The sequence below is a fragment of the Oryzihumus sp. genome (assembly GCF_054325275.1).
Map to the genome: position 1 here is coordinate 1 of NZ_JBTCWL010000046.1, position 18,576 is coordinate 18,576.

Consider the following 18,576-nt stretch of genomic DNA (forward strand, 5'->3'; position numbering starts at 1 on the left):
TCGATGCTCATCCCGCGCGTCGTCGGCTTCAAGCTCAGCGGCCAGATCCCTTCGGGCGCAACGGCCACCGACGTCGTCCTGACGATCACCGAGATGCTGCGCAAGCACGGCGTCGTCGGCAAGTTCGTCGAGTTCTACGGCGAGGGCGTCTCGGCGGTGCCGCTGGCCAACCGCGCCACCATTGGCAACATGAGCCCGGAGTTCGGCTCGACCTGCGCGATCTTCCCGATCGACGAGGTCACCACCGAGTACCTCCGCCTCACCGGCCGCTCCGAGGAGTCGGTCGCCCTGGTCGAGGCCTACGCCAAGGAGCAGGGCCTGTGGCACGACGCCACCGTGGAGCCGAAGTACTCCGAGTACCTCGAGCTCGACCTGTCCACGGTCGTGCCCTCCATCGCCGGCCCCAAGCGCCCGCAGGACCGCATCGCGCTCACGGACGCCAAGACCTCCTTCCGCAAGGTGCTGCCGGAGTACGTCGAGCACCGCGAAGGTGACGACGTCCTCGGCGACAGCTTCCCCGCCAGCGACCCGCCCACCCCGGACAGCCCCGCCAACGGCGGCTCCGCCCCGGCCCTGACCGGCGACGGCTCCACCCGGTCCTCGCGCCCGGTGACGGTCGCGCTGGCCGGCGGCCAGGAGGTCGAGCTCGACCACGGCATCGTGGCGATCGCCTCGATCACCAGCTGCACCAACACCTCCAACCCCTCGGTCATGCTCGCGGCGGCGCTGCTCGCCAAGAAGGCCGTGGACAAGGGCCTGGCCTCGGCGCCGTGGGTCAAGACCTCCCTGGCCCCCGGGTCCAAGGTCGTCATGGACTACTACGAGAAGGCCGGCCTGATCCCCTACCTGGAGAAGCTGGGCTTCCACCTGGTGGGCTACGGCTGCACCACGTGCATCGGCAACTCCGGCCCGCTGCCGGAGGAGGTCTCCGCCGCGGTGCAGGAGAACGACCTCGCGGTCACCTCGGTGCTCTCGGGCAACCGCAACTTCGAGGGCCGGATCAACCCGGACGTGAAGATGAACTACCTGGCGTCGCCGCCGCTGGTCATCGCCTACGCCCTGGCCGGCACGATGGACTTCGACTTCGAGACCGACGCCCTGGGCAAGGACACCGACGGCAACGACGTGTTCCTCCGCGACATCTGGCCGACGCCGCAGGAGGTCGAGCGCACCATCGCGACCTCGATCAACAAGGAGATGTTCTCCACGGACTACGCCGACGTCTTCGCCGGCGACCAGCGCTGGCAGTCGCTGCCCACGCCCGAGGGTGAGACCTTCGCGTGGGACGGCGAGTCCACCTACGTGCGCAAGCCCCCGTACTTCGAGGGCATGTCCATGGACATCGCCCCGGTCGAGGACGTCGAGGGCGCCCGCGTGCTGGCCAAGCTGGGTGACTCGGTGACCACCGACCACATCAGCCCGGCCGGCTCGATCAAGGCCGACAGCCCGGCCGGCCGCTACCTGGCCGAGCACGGCGTGGAGCGCAAGGACTTCAACTCCTACGGCTCCCGCCGCGGCAACCACGAGGTCATGATCCGCGGCACCTTCGCGAACATCCGGCTGAAGAACCTGCTGCTGGACGGCGTCGAGGGCGGCTTCACCCGCAACTTCCTCGCCGGCGGCGAGCAGGCCGCGATCTTCGACGCCGCGGCCGCCTACCAGGAGGCCGGCGTCCCGCTGGTCATCCTCGCCGGCAAGGAGTATGGCTCCGGCTCCTCCCGCGACTGGGCCGCCAAGGGCACGCGCCTGCTCGGCGTCAAGGCGGTCATCGCCGAGTCCTACGAGCGGATCCACCGCTCCAACCTCATCGGCATGGGGGTGCTGCCACTGCAGTTCCCCGCCGGTGAGAGCGCCGACAGCCTCGGCCTCGACGGCACCGAGACCTTCTCGGTCACCGGCGTCACCGCCCTCAATGACGGCACCACGCCGCGGACCGTCAAGGTCGTGGCCGCCAAGGAGGATGGCGAGAGCGTCGAGTTCGACGCGGTCGTGCGCATCGACACCCCCGGTGAGGCTGACTACTACCGCAACGGCGGCATCCTGCAGTACGTCCTGCGTTCCCTCGTGAACGGCTGACGTCACCGCCCCGCGACGGGCCCGGCCACCTTCGGGTGACCGGGCCCGTCCGCGTGTCCGCACCGCTGCGCGACGGTATGCCGGGTGGGCGCGGCCCGTCGCGCGCGCACCCTGGTGCCGACCGTGCGGCATACCAATCCCGGCGGTGACTGTCCTCCGGGCGGGGCGTGCGGTTATCTTGACGCCGTGAAACCAACGCAGGGCGCCCCCGGTAGCCAGACTTCACTGCGTGAAGCCAACAAGGCCCGCGTGGTGGAGGCGGTGGAGCAGCACGGTGCCCTGACCCAGGTCGAGCTCGCGGGCGTCACGGGCCTCTCGCCGGCCACGGTGTCCAACCTCGTGCGCGAGCTCGCCGCCGCCTCGGTGGTGTCGCTCGCCCCGAGCGTCCGCAGCGGCCGGCGCGCCGTCCTGGTCTCGCTGGCCGCGGGGGAGGGGCTGCTGGCTGGGGTGGCCTTCGGCGACCGGGACATCCGGGTGGCCGTGAGCGACACGACCGGGCACATCCTGGGCCGCCAGCGGATGCCGCTGCCGGCCGACCACCACGCGGACGAGGGCATGGAGCGGGCCGCGCGCCTGGTCGGGGACCTCGTCGACCGGGTCGGCGGGCGCATGGACGGGCTGACCGCGGCCGGGTTCGGCCTGCCTGCGCCGGTCGACACGGTCAGCGGCGAGGTCGGGTCCGAGGCGGTCCTGCCCGGCTGGCGCGGGGTGCCGGTGGCGCAGGAGATGTCGGGGCGGCTGCGCGTGCCGGTTCACCTGGACAACACGGCCAACCTGGCGGCCCTGGGGGAGCTGCGCGCGGGCTCCCTGCGGGGACGGCAGAACGCCTGCTACATCAAGGCGTCCTATGGCATCGGGGCCGGGCTCATCATCAACGGCGAGGTCTTCCGTGGCAGTGCGGGGACGGCAGGGGAGATCGGCCACGTCACCATCGACGAGAACGGCCCGGTCTGCCGGTGCGGCAACCGCGGGTGCCTCGACACCTTCGTCGGGTCGCGCGCGTTGCTGGACGCGCTGGCCGTCTCGCACGGCGAGCTGACGCTGCGCGACGTGCTCAACCGGACCGAGGCGGGCGACCCCGGGTGCCGCCGCGTGGTGGCCGACGCCGGCCGGCACATCGGGGTGGCGGCCGCGGGCCTGGTCAACCTGCTCAACCCCGAGGTCATCGTCGTCGGCGGGCAGCTCGCCCGGGTCGGTGACGTGCTGCTCTCCCCGTTGCGAGAGGCCATTGATCGCTGTGCAATCCCGTCCGCCGCGGCTAGCGTGGAGGTTGTCGGGGCGCAGCTCGGGGAGGAGGCCGAGCTGGTGGGAGCCCTGGCTGTCGCCGCACAGCTCCACAGTGAGGCCCGGCGCGTCGCCGGCTGAGAAGTTTCGGTCACGTTTCGGGCATATTGAATTCAAGCCTTGACGCCAACGGCGCCGGGGTCTTGAATCAGCCTCAGCCCGACACCGTGGCGGGCATCCACGTCCGAGGAGACCCCATGACTTCATCGATCGCCCGGCTCGCCGGCGTCGGCCTCGCGGCCGGGCTGGCCCTCTCGTCCGTCGCGGCTTGCAGCAGCGGCAGCAGCAGCTCCAGCTCCGGTGGCTCCAGCTCCGGTGGCGCCAAGAAGATCGCGCTGCTCCTGCCGGAGTCCAAGACGGCCCGCTACGAGCAGCTCGACCGCCCGCTGTTCGAGGCCGCGGTCAAGGCCAAGTGCCCGACCTGCACCATCATCTACTCCAACGCCGACCAGGACGCGGCCAAGCAGCAGCAGCAGGCTGAGTCCGCGCTGACGCAGGGTGCCAACGTCCTCGTCCTCGACCCGGTGGACAGCAAGGCGGCGGCCTCGATCGCCAACAGCGCCAAGGGCTCCAAGGTCCCGGTCATCGCCTATGACCGCTTCATCGCGGGCGCCCCGGTCGACTACTACGTCTCCTTCGACAACCAGAAGGTCGGCCAGCTCCAGGCCCAGACCCTCGTCGACCTCATGAAGAAGGCCGGCAAGACCTCGGGCAACATCGTGATGATCAACGGCGCGCCGACCGACAACAACGCCGGCCAATTCAAGAAGGGTGCGCACAGCGTCCTCGACTCCAGCGGCTACAAGGTCGCCGCCGAGTACGACACCCCCGACTGGAGCCCGGACAAGGCCCAGGCCTGGATGGAGAGCCAGCTGACCGCGGTCAAGTCCGGTTTGGTCGGCGTCTACGCCGCCAACGACGGCACCGCCGGTGGCGCCATCGCCGCGCTCAAGGGTGGCGGCGTCAACCCGCTGCCTCCGGTGACCGGCCAGGACGCCGAGCTCGCCGCCATCCAGCGCATCCTCGCCGGTGACCAGGCCATGACCGTCTACAAGGCGATCAAGCCCGAGGCCACCGACGCTGCCAACGCGGCGGTGGCGCTGGCCAACGGCCAGAAGCCGCAGTCGCAGACCACCTACCAGAACACCCCGTCCACGCTGCTCATCCCGGTGGCCGTGACCAAGGCCAACATCAAGGACACCGTCGTCAAGGACGGCGTCTACCCGGTCACCGCCATCTGCACCGGCGACTTCGCCAAGGTGTGCGCCGCCGCGGGCCTGAGCTGAGGAAGGAACCATGACGACCACCACCTCACCGGCAGCGACCGACACGGTCCTGTCCATGACAGGCGTATCCAAGAGGTTCGGCGCCGTGCAGGCGCTGAAGGACATCGAGCTGGACGTGCGTGCCGGTGAGGTGGTGGCGCTGGTTGGTGACAACGGCGCCGGAAAGTCGACGCTGGTCAAGACCATCGCCGGGGTCTACAGCCCCGACGAGGGCCACATGAGCTTCGACGGCAAGCAGGTCCACATCGGCAGCCCGGCCGAGGCCCAGCACCTCGGCATTGCCACGGTCTTCCAGGACCTGGCCCTGTGCGACAACCTCGACGTCGTCGGCAACCTCTTCCTCGGTCGCGAGCTCAAGCACCGCCGGCAGCTCGACGAGGTCGAGATGGAGCGGCAGTCCTGGCAGCTGCTGCGCCAGCTCTCGGCCAAGATCCCGTCGGTCCGCATCCCGGTGGCGAGCCTGTCCGGCGGCCAGCGCCAGACGGTCGCCATCGCCCGGTCGCTGCTCGGCGAGCCGAAGGTCGTCATGCTCGACGAGCCGACGGCGGCCCTCGGCGTCGCGCAGACCGCGGAGGTGCTCAACCTCGTCGAGCGGCTGCGCGAGCGGGGCCTGGGCGTCATCCTCATCAGCCACAACATGGCCGACGTCATGGCCGTGGCCGACCGGGTCGTCGTGCTGCGGCTGGGTCGCAACAACGGCATCTACCAGGTCAGCCAGACCAGCTCGCAGGAGATCATCGCCGCGATCACCGGCGCCACCACCAACGCCGTCTCGGAGCGAGCCGCCCGCCGCACCCCGCAGGAGAGCACGTCGTGACCACCTCATCCAGCCCCCAGCAGGCCACGTCCACCGAGACCGAGGAGCTGCAGGCCGCCCTGCCGGCCGACCTGCAGGACGAGCGGCTCATCGCCTCGCGCGGGTTCTCCGGCGCGGTCTCGGTGTTCACCACCCGGCTGCGCAGCGGCGACCTCGGCTCGCTGCCGGTCGTCATCGGCCTCATCGTCATCTGGGGCGTCTTCCAGGCGCTGAACCCGGACTTCCTCTCCCCACGCAACCTGGTCAACCTGACCCTGCAGAGCGCAGCGATCGGCACCATCTCCATCGGCGTCGTGCTGGTCCTCCTGCTGGGCGAGATCGACCTGTCCGTCGGCTCGGTGAGCGGTCTGGCCGCCGCCGTGCTCGGTGTCGGGCTCACCCAGCACGGCTGGGCGCTCCCCCTCGCCATCATCGCCGCCGTGCTGACCGGCACCGTCGTCGGCCTGTTCTACGGCGCGCTCTACACCCGCTTCGGCGTGCCGAGCTTCGTCATCACCCTCGCCGGCCTGCTCGGCTTCCTTGGCCTGCAGCTCTACATCCTGGGCAAGGAGGGCTCGCTCAACCTGCCCTTCACCTCGCCGATCGTCGAGTTCGCCCAGCTGCAGTTCCTGACGCCGATCGCGTCCTACGTCGTCATCGCGCTCGTCGTGCTGGCCTACCTCGGCAGCCGTCTGGCGGCGCGTTCTCGCCGGGCCGCGGCGGGCCTGTCCACGGCCCCGACCACGATGCTGGTGGCGCGGGCGGTCGGCCTGGCGGTCGTCCTGCTGGTGCCGGTCATCGTGCTCAACCAGGACCGCGGCGTGTCGTGGATGTTCATCCTGTTCGTGGTCTTCGTCGTGATCATGGACATCGCGTTGCGGCGCACCAGCTGGGGCCGCTCGGTCTTCGCGGTGGGCGGCAACGTCGAGGCGGCCCGCCGCTCGGGCATCAACGTGCGCGGCATCTACCTGTCGATCTTCGCGCTGTGCTCGACCTTCGCGGCCATCGGCGGCATCCTCGCGGCCGGCCGGCTCGCAGCCGTCAACCAGAGCAGCGGTGGCGGTGACACCAACCTCAACGCCATCGCGGCGGCGGTCATCGGTGGCACCAGCCTCTTCGGTGGTCGCGGCTCGGCGTACTCGGCGCTGCTGGGCATCATCGTGATCCAGTCGATCTCCAGCGGACTGAGCCTGCTGAACCTCGACTCCTCGATCCGGTTCATGGTCACCGGTGCGGTGCTGCTGCTCGCGGTGACGATCGACTCGCTGAGCCGGCGCAGCCGCGCCGCCCACGGTCGCGCCTGAGCGTCTACCCGTCCCACCGAGGGGCCCGGCCAGTCGGCCGGGCCCCTCGGTGTGTCAGGGGCGGCCCCCACACTGGTGGCGTGCGCGCGACCCCACCCGGCTGGCCCCTCGAGGTGCCACCGCCGGGCACCCCCGACTGGCAGGTGCCCGCGGTGTCCTGGCTGCTCGACCAGTGCCCCGCCGACTACCGCCGGTATGCCGGGTGGCGGCGGCACCCGGTCGCGCTCGCCTGGGTGACGGTGCGCCACGTCGACGCCCAGCTCGAGGCGATGCGCCAGGCCTACCGCGAGGCGCGGGTCGAGCTGGGCGACGACCTCACCCCGGAGGCGCTGGAGCAGGTGCTGGCCGACCTCGAGGCCGAGGGTGTGCGGCTGCGTGCCGCTCGGCGCAGCGCCGAGCTGCTGCACGAGGCGATGCAGGGCAAGCGGTTCATCCCGCGCCTGTGACGCCGGCGGGGGACAATGGCGGGGTGAACCGCACCCTGCTCAAGCCGGTCGGCGTGCTCGTGGCCCTCGTCGGCCTGCTCTGGACCCTGCAGGGCACCGGCGTCCTCGGCGGCAGCGCCATGTCCGGCGTGGCCTTCTGGGCCTTCGTGGGCATCGTGCTCATCATCGGCGGCGTGGCGCTCTACGTGCTGGGGGAGCGGACGCTGCGCGCGCGTCGGCGCGACCGCGACGACAGCGGCTCCTAGGCAGGTCGCGACGGGCCGGCCCGCCGGTGAGAGGGTGGGCAGGCTGCTGGTGGCCCCGGCCGCCGCAGGCCCGTTGCCGGTCACCGCACCCAAGGAGCGCCCCGATGCCCGAGCCCGCCGCACCCGCCACTCCCGTCCGGCCGGGTGAGCCGCAGCAGCCCTGGCTATACGACCTGAGCATCTGCGTCAGCGGCAACGTCACCGCGCTGTCCGCCGCGTCCGGCCAGGTCGAGGGCGCCGGCGCCCAGGGCGTGTTCGTCGACGACCGACGCGTCCTGTCCGTGCTGGACATCCGGCTGGGGGACCAGGCCACGGCGCCGGTCGCCGCGGCCAGCGCCGGGCCCCGCTCGGAGTTCCTCGGCTCGGCCCGTCACCTGGGCAACCCCGGGTCGGACCCGACGGTGGAGGTCCTGCGCCGCCGGGAGGTCGTGGCCCAGGGGGTCCGCGAGCAGGTCGAGGTGCGCTCGCGCGCCGATGTCCCCGTCGTCGCCGACCTGCTCGTGCGCCTCGCCGGCGACGCGGCGCCGATCAGCCGGGTGAAGTCCGGCATCGCCGAGGGGACGCCCCTGCCGGCGATGGTGCGGGACGGGCAGGTCACCTGGGGCGACGAGGACCACGAGGTCGTCGTCTCCTTCGACCCCGCACCGTCGCAGCTCTCGGCGGGTGCGCACGGCGCCGTCGCCTCCTTCCCACTGGAGGTCCCCCCGGGGGACCGCGCCACCGTCACGCTCACGCTCCTCGTGGCCCGGCGGGGAACCTCCGGGCTGGACGCCGACGGCGGTGCCGCTCGCCTGGACTGGGACGACGTCGCCGTCGAGGCCGACGACCCGCGGCTGGGGCCGGCGCTGGCCATGGGGATGACCGACCTGCGGCACCTCACCCTGACCGACCCGCAGGCCCCCGCGGACGTCTACGCCGGCGCCGGGACGCCTTGGTACCTCACGCTTTTCGGCCGCGACTCGCTCTGGGCGGCGCGCATGGCGCTGCCGTTCGGGACCACCCTGGCCGGCGGCACGCTGCGCGCCCTGGCCCGGCGACAGGGCACCGTCCTCGACGCCGTCTCCGCGCAGGCCCCCGGCAAGATCCCGCACGAGGTGCGCCGCACGGCATACGTCGACGAGGTCAAGGGCCTGGCGCTGCCGCCGGTCTACTACGGCACCATCGACGCCACGCCGCTGTGGGTGAGCCTGCTGCACGACGCGTGGCTCTGGGGCCTCCCCGAGGCGGAGGTGGTGGCCCTGCTGCCGCACCTGCGGGCCGCGACCCGGTGGCTGACCGAGCACGCCGCGCCCGACGACGACGGGCTGCTGAAGTACCTCGACACCACCGGCACCGGCCTGGCCAACCAGGGCTGGAAGGACTCCGCCGACTCCGTGCGCTGGCGCGACGGCCGGGTCGCCGACGGCCCGATCGCCCTGGTCGAGGCCCAGGCCTACGCCGTGGAGGCGGCCGACGCGGCGGCCACGCTGTTCGACGCGTTCGGGCAGGACGGCGCCGCCGAGCTGCGGGCCTGGGCCGACGGGCTGCGCACCCGGTTCCGGCAGCGGTACTGGGCCGAGGGCGCCGAGGGGCCCTACCTGGGCATCGCGGTCGACGGGCACGGCGCCCTGGTCGACGGCGTCGGGTCCAACATGGGCCACGTCCTCGGCACCGGCACACTGGACCCGGACGAGGCGGCCCGGGTGAGTGCCACCCTGTCCGGGCCGACGATGCTCGGCCGCTACGGCATCGGCACTCTCGCCACCGACAACGGGGGCTACAACCCGATCGGCTACCACACCGGCTCGGTGTGGACCCACGACACCGCGATCTGCGCGCTCGGCATGGTCCGCGAGGGCCACCGCGACCCGGCCGTGGCCGTGGGCCGCAGCCTGCTGGCCGCCGCGGTGCCCTTCGGCTACCGCTGGCCAGAGCTGTATGCCGGGTCCGGTGTGCTCGACCGGCCCGCCCCCTACCCGGCGTCCTGCCGGCCCCAGGCGTGGTCGGCGGCCTCCGCCGCCGCCCTGCTGACCGTCGCGCTGGGGTTCGAGCCGGACGCTCCCGCCGGGCGGCTCGTGCTGCGCCCGGCCCGCCCCGCGGCATACGGGGCGATGACCGTGCACGGGCTGCGCTTCGTCGGCCACCGCTTCGGGGTGCGCTGTCTGGCCGATGGCACCACCGAGGTGCTGGGGGCACCCTCGGAGGTGGCCATCACCGTCGCCTGAGGGGAACAACTAGACTCGATCGACTCGAGCCGTGTGTGCGGAAGGACTGTTTTCCATCGTGGGTGTGCTGCAGACGATCTCCAGCCCTGCTGACCTGCGGGCGCTGCCCGCGGAGCAGATGCCTCAGCTGGCCGCGGAGATCCGCGACTTCCTGGTGACGGAGGTCTCCAAGACCGGTGGCCACCTCGGCCCCAACCTCGGCGTGGTCGAGCTGACCATCGCCCTGCACCGGGTGTTCGACTCCCCACGCGACGCGATCGTCTTCGACACCGGGCACCAGTCCTACGTGCACAAGCTGCTCACCGGGCGGCAGGACTTCAGCAAGCTCAAGAAGAAGGGCGGCCTGTCGGGCTACCCGAGCCGCGCCGAGTCCGTGCACGACGTGGTCGAGAACTCCCACGCCTCGACCGCCCTGTCGTGGGCCGACGGCATCGCCAAGGCGCGACGCCTGAAGGGGGAGCGGGGCCGGCACACCGTCGCGGTGATCGGTGACGGCGCGCTGACCGGCGGCATGGCGTGGGAGGCGATCAACAACATCGCCGCGGACAAGGACCTGCCCCTGGTCATCGTCGTCAACGACTACGAGCGCTCCTACGCCCCGACCACCGGCGGCCTGGCCGACCACCTGGCCACGCTGCGCACCACGCGCGGCTACGAGCGGTTCCTGGACTGGGGCAAGAACACCCTGTCGCGCACGCCGGTGGTGGGCTCTGCGATGTACGAGACCCTGCACGGCGTCAAGAAGGGCCTCAAGGACATCGTCGCCCCGCAGGGCATGTTCGAGGACCTGGGGCTGAAGTACCTCGGCCCGGTCGACGGGCACGACGAGACCGCGCTCGAGCACGCGTTCCGGCGCGCCCGCGCGTACGGCGGGCCGGTGCTGGTGCACGTCATCACCCAGAAGGGCCGCGGCTACCAGCCCGCGATCGAGGACGAGGCCGACCAGTTCCACGCCGTCGGCGTCATCAACCCCGAGACCGGTCTGCCGTTCGAGGCCGGCGGGCGCATCTGGACCGATGAGTTCAACGACGAGATGTGCGCCATCGGGGAGCGCCGGCCCGACGTGGTGGCGATCACCGCGGCCATGCTCATCCCGGTTGGCCTCGACGGCTTCGCGGCGAAGTTCCCCGACCGGGTCTTCGACGTGGGCATCGCCGAGCAGCATGCCGTCACCATGGCGTCGGGCCTGGCGTTCGGCGGGATGCACCCGGTGGTCGCGGTCTACGCCACGTTCCTCAACCGGGCCTTCGACCAGCTGCTCATGGACTGCGCGCTGCACCAGGCGGGCGTGACGTTCGTCCTCGACCGCGCCGGCATCACCGGCAGCGACGGGGCCTCGCACAACGGCATGTGGGACATGACGCTGGGCAACATCGTGCCGGGGCTGCGCCTCGCTGCCCCGCGTGACGGCGACCAGGTCCGCCGGCAGCTGCGCGAGGCCGTCGAGGTGTCCGACGCCCCGACCGTCATCCGCTTCCCCAAGGGCGACGTCGCCGACCCGGTGGTGGCCACCGAGCAGTGGGGGACCGTGGACGTGCTCCACGGCCCCGCCGGCCGCGAGCCGGTCGACCTCCTGCTGGTGTCGGTCGGGTCCCTCGCCCCCACCGCGCTCGGCGTCGCCGCCAAGCTCGAGGCCCAGGGGCACAGCGTCCGGGTCGTCGACCCGCGCTGGGTGCTGCCGGTCAGTGACGACGTCGTCGACGCCGCACGGCAGGCCGGCGCGGTCGCCGTCATCGAGGACAACCTCGTCGAGGGCGGCATCGGGTCGGCCGTCACCCGCGCCCTGCGTGAGGCCGGGCTGTCCCAGCCCGTGCACTGCCACGGCATCCCCAAGCGGTTCCTCGAGCACGCGTCCCGCTCGCAGCTGCTCGAGGAGGTCGGGCTGACCGCCGACGCCATCGCCACGGCGCTCGCGGCACGGCTCGGGCACACCGCCGGCTGAGCCGGGACAGCTGAGCCGGGCCGGCCGCTCCCGGCGGGTCCAGGGCGCGCCCCGTCGCGGCCAGTGGGCGGAGCACACATCGGAGGCGCGGCGTTGTGGTGCCCGCTGCCAGAGCATGTCCGCCGTCCCTGACCTAGGTTGGCGGCACGGGGCCGGCACCGAGCGGACCGGCCCTCGCCGAGACGAGTTGGAGGGCACCGTGCCTGAGGTGGAGCCGCAGTACCGCATCGACCGGCCCGGCGGGTCGCTCGGCGTCCACGACCTGACCCTGCCCCAGGGCGAACCCCGCCGTGGCGAGCAGGACCGGCCGCTGGTCATCGCGATGCACGGCATCACCGCCAATGCCCTGTCCTGGCGGATGGTGGCCGACGCCCTCGGGGACCGCCTCGGCCCGGGCTCGGCGCGGGTGCTGGCACCCGACCTGCGCGGCCGGGCCTGCAGTCGGGACATCACCGGTCCCTGGGGGCTCGACGCGCACGTGGCGGACGTCATCGGGGTAGCCGACGCCTTCGGTGCCCGGGAGGTGGTCCTGCTGGGGCACTCGATGGGCGCGTTCGTCGCGGCCCTGACGGCCGCGCGCCACCCCGACCGGGTCCGCGCGGCGGTGCTCGTCGACGGTGGCCTGTCCCTGCCGGGCCCAGCCGAGACCGACATCGACGCGGCCCTGACCGCCGTCATCGGGCCGGCGATGCAACGGCTGTCCATGCGCTTCGCGGACGAGGAGGCCTACCTGGCCTTCTGGGAGCCGCACCCCGCGATGGCGGCCATCCTCGCCGACCCGGTCGGCGCGGCGACGCTGCACCGCTACCTGCGCCACGACCTCGTCCAGGACGGTCCGGAGCTGGTGAGCTCCTGCATCCTGGACGCGGTCCGCGCCGACGGCCGTCACCTGCTGGCCTCCCCGGAAGTGCACGCCGCGGTCGGCACGGCCGTGGCCGCGGGGGTGCCGGTGGAGCTCCTGTGGGCGCAGCGCGGGCTGATGGACGAGCCCCAGGGCCTGTACGACGAGCAGCGTCTGGCGGCGCTTGGTGTGCCCGAGCAGGTGCGGGTCACCGGGGTCGGGGACGTCAACCACTACTCGGTCATCCTCGGCCCGGACGGGGTCGAGGCGGTCACGGCGGCGGTGCAGCGGCAGCTGGTCAGCCAGCCGGCATGAGCCGGCGCAGCCGCAGCGCCAGCTGCAGCTCCAGCGCCCGGTCGGGGTGCTGCCAGTCGGACCCGAGCAGGGTGGCCACGCGCTCCAGCCGCTGAGCGACCGTGTTGACGTGCACGTGCAGGGCCGTCGCGGCGTGCCGCGGGCTGGACCCGGCCGCGAAGTAGGTCTCCAGCGTCTTGACCAGCTCGCTGCCGCGCTGGGCGTCGTAGGCGGACACCGGCCCCAGGACGCGCGCGACGTAGGAGGCCACGTCCGGGTCGGAACCCACCACCAGGCCGGCGAAGCCGAGCGCCTCCGTCGAGGCGCCGGCGCCCTGGCGGCCCAGCGCGACCAGTGCCGCCGCCGTGCGCCGCGCCTCGGCGTGGGCGGCGGGCAGCTCCTCGACCGAGCGGACCGGGCCGGCCGCGCCCACGGTGACCGGCGCGCTGCGCGAGAGCCGGGTGGCCAGGTGGGTCGCCGCCGCATCGGGGTCCTCGGACGGCACGAGCGCCACGACGTCGCCGTCGTGCTCGCCCACGACCGAACCCGGGCCGGTGCCTGCCTGGGCCGAGAGCACGAGTGCCCGCCGCGACTCGCCCTCGCGGCCCTTGACGACCAGCACGCAGTGCGGTGTGGTCAGGTCCAGGCCGTGGGCCCGGGCACGGGTCTGCCGCGCCGGGGCGTCGCCCCGGCCGCTGACCAGGTCGGAGACCAGGTCGGTGACGACCCGCAACGAGGCGTCGACGGCGGCCCGCTCGAACAGCAGCACCAGGGCGCTCACCACGCCGGCGCGCTCGAGGGTGCGTTCGTCGGCCTCGTCGAGCCGGCCGACACCGCCGACGACGAGGGTGCCCAGCCGTTCGTGCGCCGCGGTGACGCTGACCGCCCAGACGCCGTCCTCGGAGGCCAGGCGGCCGGAAGCGTGCGTCGCCCGGACCGCCGATGCGCCGGCGAGGGGGTCGGGGGAGCCGCCCGCGGCAGGGCGGGGCGCGGACCGGCCGGCGGTGCCGACGCGGGTGTCCTCGGGGTCCAGCAGCACGGCCCAGCCGCCGAGCAGCTCCACGAGGGCGGCGGTGATGTCGTCGACGCCGCCGCCCTGCAGGACGAGCTCGGCGAACCGGTCGTGCGCCGCGGCAGCCCGCTCGACGCCGCTGACGTGCCGCCGGGCGACGTCGTGAGCCTCGGAGAGCGCGGCCAGTGCCTCGGCCGTCTCGGCGGCCGCGCGCGTGGTCACGATAGACACCGCCGCCAGGGCGGCCAGCGAGCCGAGCAGCGACACCTCGTCGTGGCTGAACGGACGGGGCGAGCGGTTGGCCGCGAAGAGGACGCCGACGAACTGCTCCTCGACCAGCAGCGGGGTGCCGCAGATGGCGACCAGCCCCTCGTCACCGACCGCGCTGTCGATCGTCTTGGTGTGCCGGAACCGCTGGTCCTGGGGGTAGTCGGCCGTCCAGTACGGCATGTGGGTGGACGCCACGAGGCCACCGAGCCCGGCGCCGAGGCTCAGCCGGACGGTCTGGAACCGCGCCGAGACCGAGCCGTCCGTGGCGCGCATGTAGGTGTCGCCCGCCTCCGGGTCGGCGAGGGTCAGGTAGGCGACGTCGGTCTGCAGCAGGGCGCGGGCGCGACGCACGATCGCGTCGAGGACTCCGGCCGGGTCACGCATCGAGGCCAGGTCGCGGGCCGTCTCGACGAGGGCGCTCAGCTCGGCCTCACGCCGGCGCCGGGTGTCGAACGCGGCCCGCACCCGGAGGGCCAGCGCACGCGCCTCCGGGGCGTCGACGGCCGAGAGCTCGGCGGCCGACGCCCCGGAGGCGAGGAGCGTGAGCAGCGTCAGCGCGGGGTCTGCAGGAGTGGACATCACGCCCGATCCTAGGCAGCCCCGCGCCGGCGCCGTGGGGGACGGTCAGGCGACCTCACCCTTGGTGATCGTGGCCAGGTCGCGCTGCCGGGTCTCGCGGTAGGACAGGACGGCCACTACGGAGATCACCGAGCAGATCGCGACGTAGACCGCGATCGCGCTGCCGCTGTGGTAGCTCGCCAGCAGGTCCACGGCGATGATCGGCGCCAGCCCACCGGCGATGATCGAGGCCAGCTGGTAGCCGATGGAGACACCGGAGTAGCGGACCTTGGTGCCGAACAGCTCGGCGAAGAACGCCGACTGCGGGCCGTACATCGCGCCGTGGAACAGCAGCCCGACGATGACCGCGATGACCGCGAGCGCGAAGCTCTTGGTGTTGAGCATGGCGAAGAAGACGAACGCCCACACCCCGACTCCGACGGCGCCGATGAGGTAGACCGGCTTGCGGCCGATACGGTCGGACAGCGCGCCCCACATCGGGATGGTGCAGAAGTGGATCGCGGCCGCGATGAGCACGGCGTTGAGCGCGAACGACTTCGGCAGCTTCAGCTGCTCGACCACGTAGGTCGTGATGACGATGGTGAAGATGTAGTAGGCGACGTTCTCGGCCATGCGCGCGCCCATGGCGGTGAGGATCTCGCGGGGGTAGCGGCGCAGCACGTCCAGCAGCGGCAGCTTGTCGACGGTGCCCTCGGAGGCCCGCACGTCGGCCCGCTCACGCGCAGCCTTGAACAGCGGGGACTCCTCGACCTGCAGGCGCACCCACAGGCCAATGATGACCAGCACCGCCGAGAGCAGGAACGGGATGCGCCAGCCCCACGACAGGAACGCCGCGTCGTCCTGGAAGATCGCCAGCATCGCCAGGACACCGTTGGCGATGAGCTGGCCGGCGGGGGCACCCGCCTGCGGCCAGGAGGCCCAGAAGCCTCGCCGGCCGGGCTCGCCGTGCTCGGAGACGATGAGGACCGCACCACCCCACTCGCCGCCGAGGGCGAAGCCCTGGACGCAGCGCAGGACGGTCAGCAGCACCGGTGCCAGCGCGCCCACCTGGGCGTAGCCCGGCAGCAGGCCGATCCCGAAGGTCGCGATGCCCATCATGAGCAGGGAGAGCACCAGGAGCTTCTTGCGCCCGAGGCGGTCACCGAAGTGGCCGAAGACCAGCCCGCCGAGCGGCCGGAAGACGAAGCCGATCCAGTAGGTCGCGAAGCTGAGCAGCGTGGCCTGCAGCGGGTCCTTGGCGTTCGGGAAGAACACGTGGGGGAAGACCGCCGCGGCGGCGACGCCGTAGAGGAAGAAGTCGTACCACTCGACGGTCGTGCCGATCAGACTGGCGCCGACGATCCGCGCGATCGGGGATCTGCGCCCCGTCGTCGTCTCGGACACAAGGGTGCTGGCCATGCTGGCTCCTGGTGTGGGTGGGTGGTGAGGGTGGTGCAGAACGGTGGTGCGGTATGCCGGGTGGCCGGGTCCTTCGAAGGTCCCCGGCCACCCGGGGTCCTCACTGGGCGGTCCAGCCGCCGTCCATCGTGTAGGCGGCGCCGGTGATGGACGCCGACGAAGGGCCGCACAGGAAGGTGACGAGGTCGGCCACCTCCTCGGGCTCGATCAGCCGCTTGACGGCGACCGGGGCGAGCATGACCTCGTTGACGACCTCGGACTCCTCGATGCCGTGGGCGGCCGCCTGGTCGGCGATCTGCTTCTCCACCAACGGGGTCCGCACGTAGGCCGGGTTGACGCAGTTGCTCGTGACGCCGTGGGCGGCGCCCTCGAGGGCGACGACCTTGGACAGGCCCTCGAGGCCGTGCTTGGCGCTGACGTAGGCCGACTTGTACGCGCTGGCGCGCAGCCCGTGCGCGCTGGAGACGTTGACCACGCGACCCCAGCCGCCGGCATACATGTGGGGGAGCACGTGCCGGATGAGGCGGAAGGGGGACTGCAGCATCAGCGCCAGGATGAGGTCGAAGCGCTCGGTGGGGAACTCCTCGATCGGCGCGACGTGCTGCACGCCGGCGTTGTTGACGAGGATGTCGACCGCGGTGGGCAGGTCGGTGATGCCGTCGAGGTCGGCCAGGTCGCAGGCGACGGGCTCGACCGCGGGCAGCTGCGCGAACCGCTTCAGGCCGGCCTCGTCCCGGTCGACCGCCACGACAGCGGCCCCGGCCGCGGCGAGGCGCTCGACGCACGCCGCGCCGATACCGCTCGCGGCGCCGGTGACCAGGGCGGTCCGGCCCCGCAGGGAGGCGTCGGCGGGCGGGTTCGGTGAGGAGGCGTCGTGCGGCATGAGGCCCGAGGCTAGGACCGCCTCACCACGCCGTGCCGTGTGTGCCGGCCACACAGTTCATCGGGGAGCTGTGTGGCCGACTCCCGCCCCCCTGCTCAGATGTCGCGGAAGGTCTCGATCGTGGCGCCGAGGGCGTTGAGGCGCTCGGCCAGCTCCTCGTAGCCGCGGTTGATCACGTAGACGTTCCGCAGGACCGACGTGCCCGGGGCGGCCAGCATCGCCAGCAGGATGACGACGGCCGGGCGCAGCGCCGGCGGGCAGATGACCTCGGTGGCGCGCCAGCGGGTCGGGCCCTCGATCATCACGCGGTGCGGGTCGAGCAGCTGCACGCGCGCGCCGACCTTGGTCAGCTCGGTCAGGTAGATGGCGCGGTTCTCGTAGACCCAGTCGTGGATCATCGTGGTGCCCTCGGCGCACGCGGCGATGATCGCGAAGAACGGCAGGTTGTCGATGTTCAGGCCGGGGAACGGCATCGGGTGGATCTTGTCCGTGGGCGCCACGAGCGGGCCGGGGATCGTGGTCAGGTCGACCAGGCGCGTGTGCCCGTTGGCCGAGCGGTACTCCGGGGTGATGTCGTACTTCATCCCCATGAGCTCCAGCTGGGCCAGCTCGATCTCGAGGAACTCGATCGGCACCCGGCGGATGGTGATCTCGGACTCGGTGACGACCGCCGCCGCGAGCAGACTCATCGCCTCGATCGGGTCCTCGGAGGGGGAGTACTCCACGTCCACGTCGATCTCGCGCCGGCCGTGGACGGTGAGCGTGGTGCTGCCGATCCCCTCGATCCGCACGCCGAGCTTCTCCAGGAAGAAGCACAGGTCCTGGACCATGTAGTTGGGGGAGGCGTTGCGGATGACCGTCACACCCTCGTGGCGGGCGGCGGCCAGCAGCGCGTTCTCGGTCACGGTGTCGCCGCGCTCGGTCAGCACGATCGGCCGGCCGGGGGTCACGTCGCCGTCGACCCGCGCCTCGTAGAAACCGCTGTGCGCGGTGACGTTGAGCCCGAACGGGCGCAGGGCGCTCATGTGCGGCTCCACCGTGCGGGTGCCCAGGTCGCAGCCGCCGGCGTAGGGCAGCTGGAACTCGGGGTACTCGTGCAGCAGGGGCCCGAGGAACATGATCACCGTGCGGGTGCGCCGCGCGGCGTCGACGTCGATGCCGGCGAGGTCGAGGCGGGGCGGCGGGACGAGCTCGAGGTCGTTGCTGTCCGGGAGCCAGCGGGCCTTGACCCCGATGCTGGTCAGCACCTCGAGGATGCGGTTGACCTCCTCGATGCGCGCGAGGTTGCGCAGCGTGGTGCGGCCGCGGTTGAGCAGGGACGCGCACAGCAGCGCGACGGCGGCGTTCTTGCTGGTCTTGACGTCGATGGCACCGGAGAGCTTGGTGCCACCGACGATGCGCAGGTGTTGGGCGCCGGAGTGGCCGAGGGAGACGAACTCGGAGTCGAGGCACTCGCCGATGCGCGCGAGCATCTCAAGACTGAGATTCTGCTTGCCCTGTTCGATCCGGGCCACGGCGCTCTGGCTGGTGCCCAGTGCAAGAGCAAGTTCGTTCTGGGTCATGCTCTTGTGGCGGCGGGCGTCTCGGATGAGGGTGCCGATCCGGGCCAGGTAGTCCTCGCTCATGCACCGAGTGTAGATCACATGTGAGATACCAGCGACCCGCGTCGCCAGGGGTGACCTCTGCGAGGTAATCACCACATACCGCCCGCCGTCA

At 72.2% G+C, this 18,576-nt stretch carries 14 protein-coding genes; 10 read left to right on the plus strand and 4 right to left on the minus strand.

Going from position 1 to position 18,576, the window contains the following annotated elements; genetic code table 11:
• The 10 genes from acnA to ACXVGS_RS12730 form a co-directional block, all read left to right on the plus strand.
• Window positions 1–2,076 (plus strand): aconitate hydratase AcnA (acnA, locus tag ACXVGS_RS12685; protein WP_458537013.1); only part of this gene is annotated, 2,076 nt, incomplete at its 5' end.
• Window positions 2,077–2,262: 186 nt separating this feature from the next.
• The gene (locus ACXVGS_RS12690; RefSeq protein WP_458529977.1) at window positions 2,263–3,441 is read left to right on the plus strand and encodes an ROK family protein; all 1,179 of its coding nucleotides are present in this window, start codon (window positions 2,263–2,265) and stop codon (window positions 3,439–3,441) included.
• A 116-nt stretch (window positions 3,442–3,557) separates the two neighbouring features.
• Window positions 3,558–4,646, plus strand: coding sequence for an ABC transporter substrate-binding protein (locus ACXVGS_RS12695; protein ID WP_458529976.1), 1,089 nt, complete (start codon window positions 3,558–3,560; stop codon window positions 4,644–4,646).
• A gap of 10 nt (window positions 4,647–4,656) precedes the next feature.
• Window positions 4,657–5,463, plus strand: coding sequence for an ATP-binding cassette domain-containing protein (locus ACXVGS_RS12700; protein WP_141788368.1), 807 nt, complete (start codon window positions 4,657–4,659; stop codon window positions 5,461–5,463).
• Window positions 5,460–6,746 (plus strand): sugar ABC transporter permease, encoded by a 1,287-nt coding sequence (locus ACXVGS_RS12705; protein ID WP_458529975.1) that lies wholly within the window; start codon window positions 5,460–5,462, stop codon window positions 6,744–6,746. The genes ACXVGS_RS12700 and ACXVGS_RS12705 overlap by 4 nt, the downstream gene beginning before the upstream one ends.
• Before the next feature lie 80 nt (window positions 6,747–6,826).
• Window positions 6,827–7,192, plus strand: coding sequence for a hypothetical protein (locus ACXVGS_RS12710; RefSeq protein WP_458529974.1), 366 nt, complete (start codon window positions 6,827–6,829; stop codon window positions 7,190–7,192).
• A gap of 23 nt (window positions 7,193–7,215) precedes the next feature.
• Window positions 7,216–7,437: a hypothetical protein gene (locus ACXVGS_RS12715; RefSeq protein ID WP_458529973.1), complete on the plus strand. Its 222-nt coding sequence runs from the start codon at window positions 7,216–7,218 to the stop codon at window positions 7,435–7,437.
• Between the two features lie 104 nt (window positions 7,438–7,541).
• Window positions 7,542–9,641 carry a glycogen debranching N-terminal domain-containing protein gene (locus tag ACXVGS_RS12720; RefSeq protein ID WP_458537014.1) on the plus strand — a complete coding sequence of 700 codons (2,100 nt, stop codon included), beginning with the start codon at window positions 7,542–7,544 and terminating at the stop codon, window positions 9,639–9,641.
• A 58-nt stretch (window positions 9,642–9,699) separates the two neighbouring features.
• Window positions 9,700–11,583: a 1-deoxy-D-xylulose-5-phosphate synthase gene (gene dxs, locus ACXVGS_RS12725; protein ID WP_458537015.1), complete on the plus strand. Its 1,884-nt coding sequence runs from the start codon at window positions 9,700–9,702 to the stop codon at window positions 11,581–11,583.
• Window positions 11,584–11,782: 199 nt separating this feature from the next.
• Window positions 11,783–12,739, plus strand: a complete 957-nt coding sequence (locus ACXVGS_RS12730; protein WP_458533686.1) for an alpha/beta hydrolase — start codon at window positions 11,783–11,785, stop codon at window positions 12,737–12,739.
• Here ACXVGS_RS12730 and ACXVGS_RS12735 read toward each other — a convergent pair.
• The 4 genes from ACXVGS_RS12735 to ACXVGS_RS12750 all read right to left on the minus strand — a co-directional run bounded on the left by ACXVGS_RS12735 (window position 12,723) and on the right by ACXVGS_RS12750 (window position 18,485).
• Window positions 12,723–14,579, minus strand: coding sequence for a helix-turn-helix domain-containing protein (locus ACXVGS_RS12735; protein ID WP_458529969.1), 1,857 nt, complete (start codon window positions 14,577–14,579; stop codon window positions 12,723–12,725). The genes ACXVGS_RS12730 and ACXVGS_RS12735 overlap by 17 nt on opposite strands.
• 45 nt (window positions 14,580–14,624) lie before the next feature.
• Window positions 14,625–15,977 carry an MFS transporter gene (locus ACXVGS_RS12740; RefSeq protein WP_458529968.1) on the minus strand — a complete coding sequence of 451 codons (1,353 nt, stop codon included), beginning with the start codon at window positions 15,975–15,977 and terminating at the stop codon, window positions 14,625–14,627.
• A gap of 100 nt (window positions 15,978–16,077) precedes the next feature.
• Entirely contained in the window at window positions 16,078–16,860 is a 783-nt protein-coding gene (locus ACXVGS_RS12745; RefSeq protein WP_458537016.1) for a 3-hydroxybutyrate dehydrogenase, read from the minus strand.
• Window positions 16,861–16,955: 95 nt separating this feature from the next.
• Window positions 16,956–18,485, minus strand: coding sequence for a helix-turn-helix domain-containing protein (locus ACXVGS_RS12750; protein WP_458532144.1), 1,530 nt, complete (start codon window positions 18,483–18,485; stop codon window positions 16,956–16,958).
• Between the last annotated feature and the right edge of the window lie 91 nt (window positions 18,486–18,576).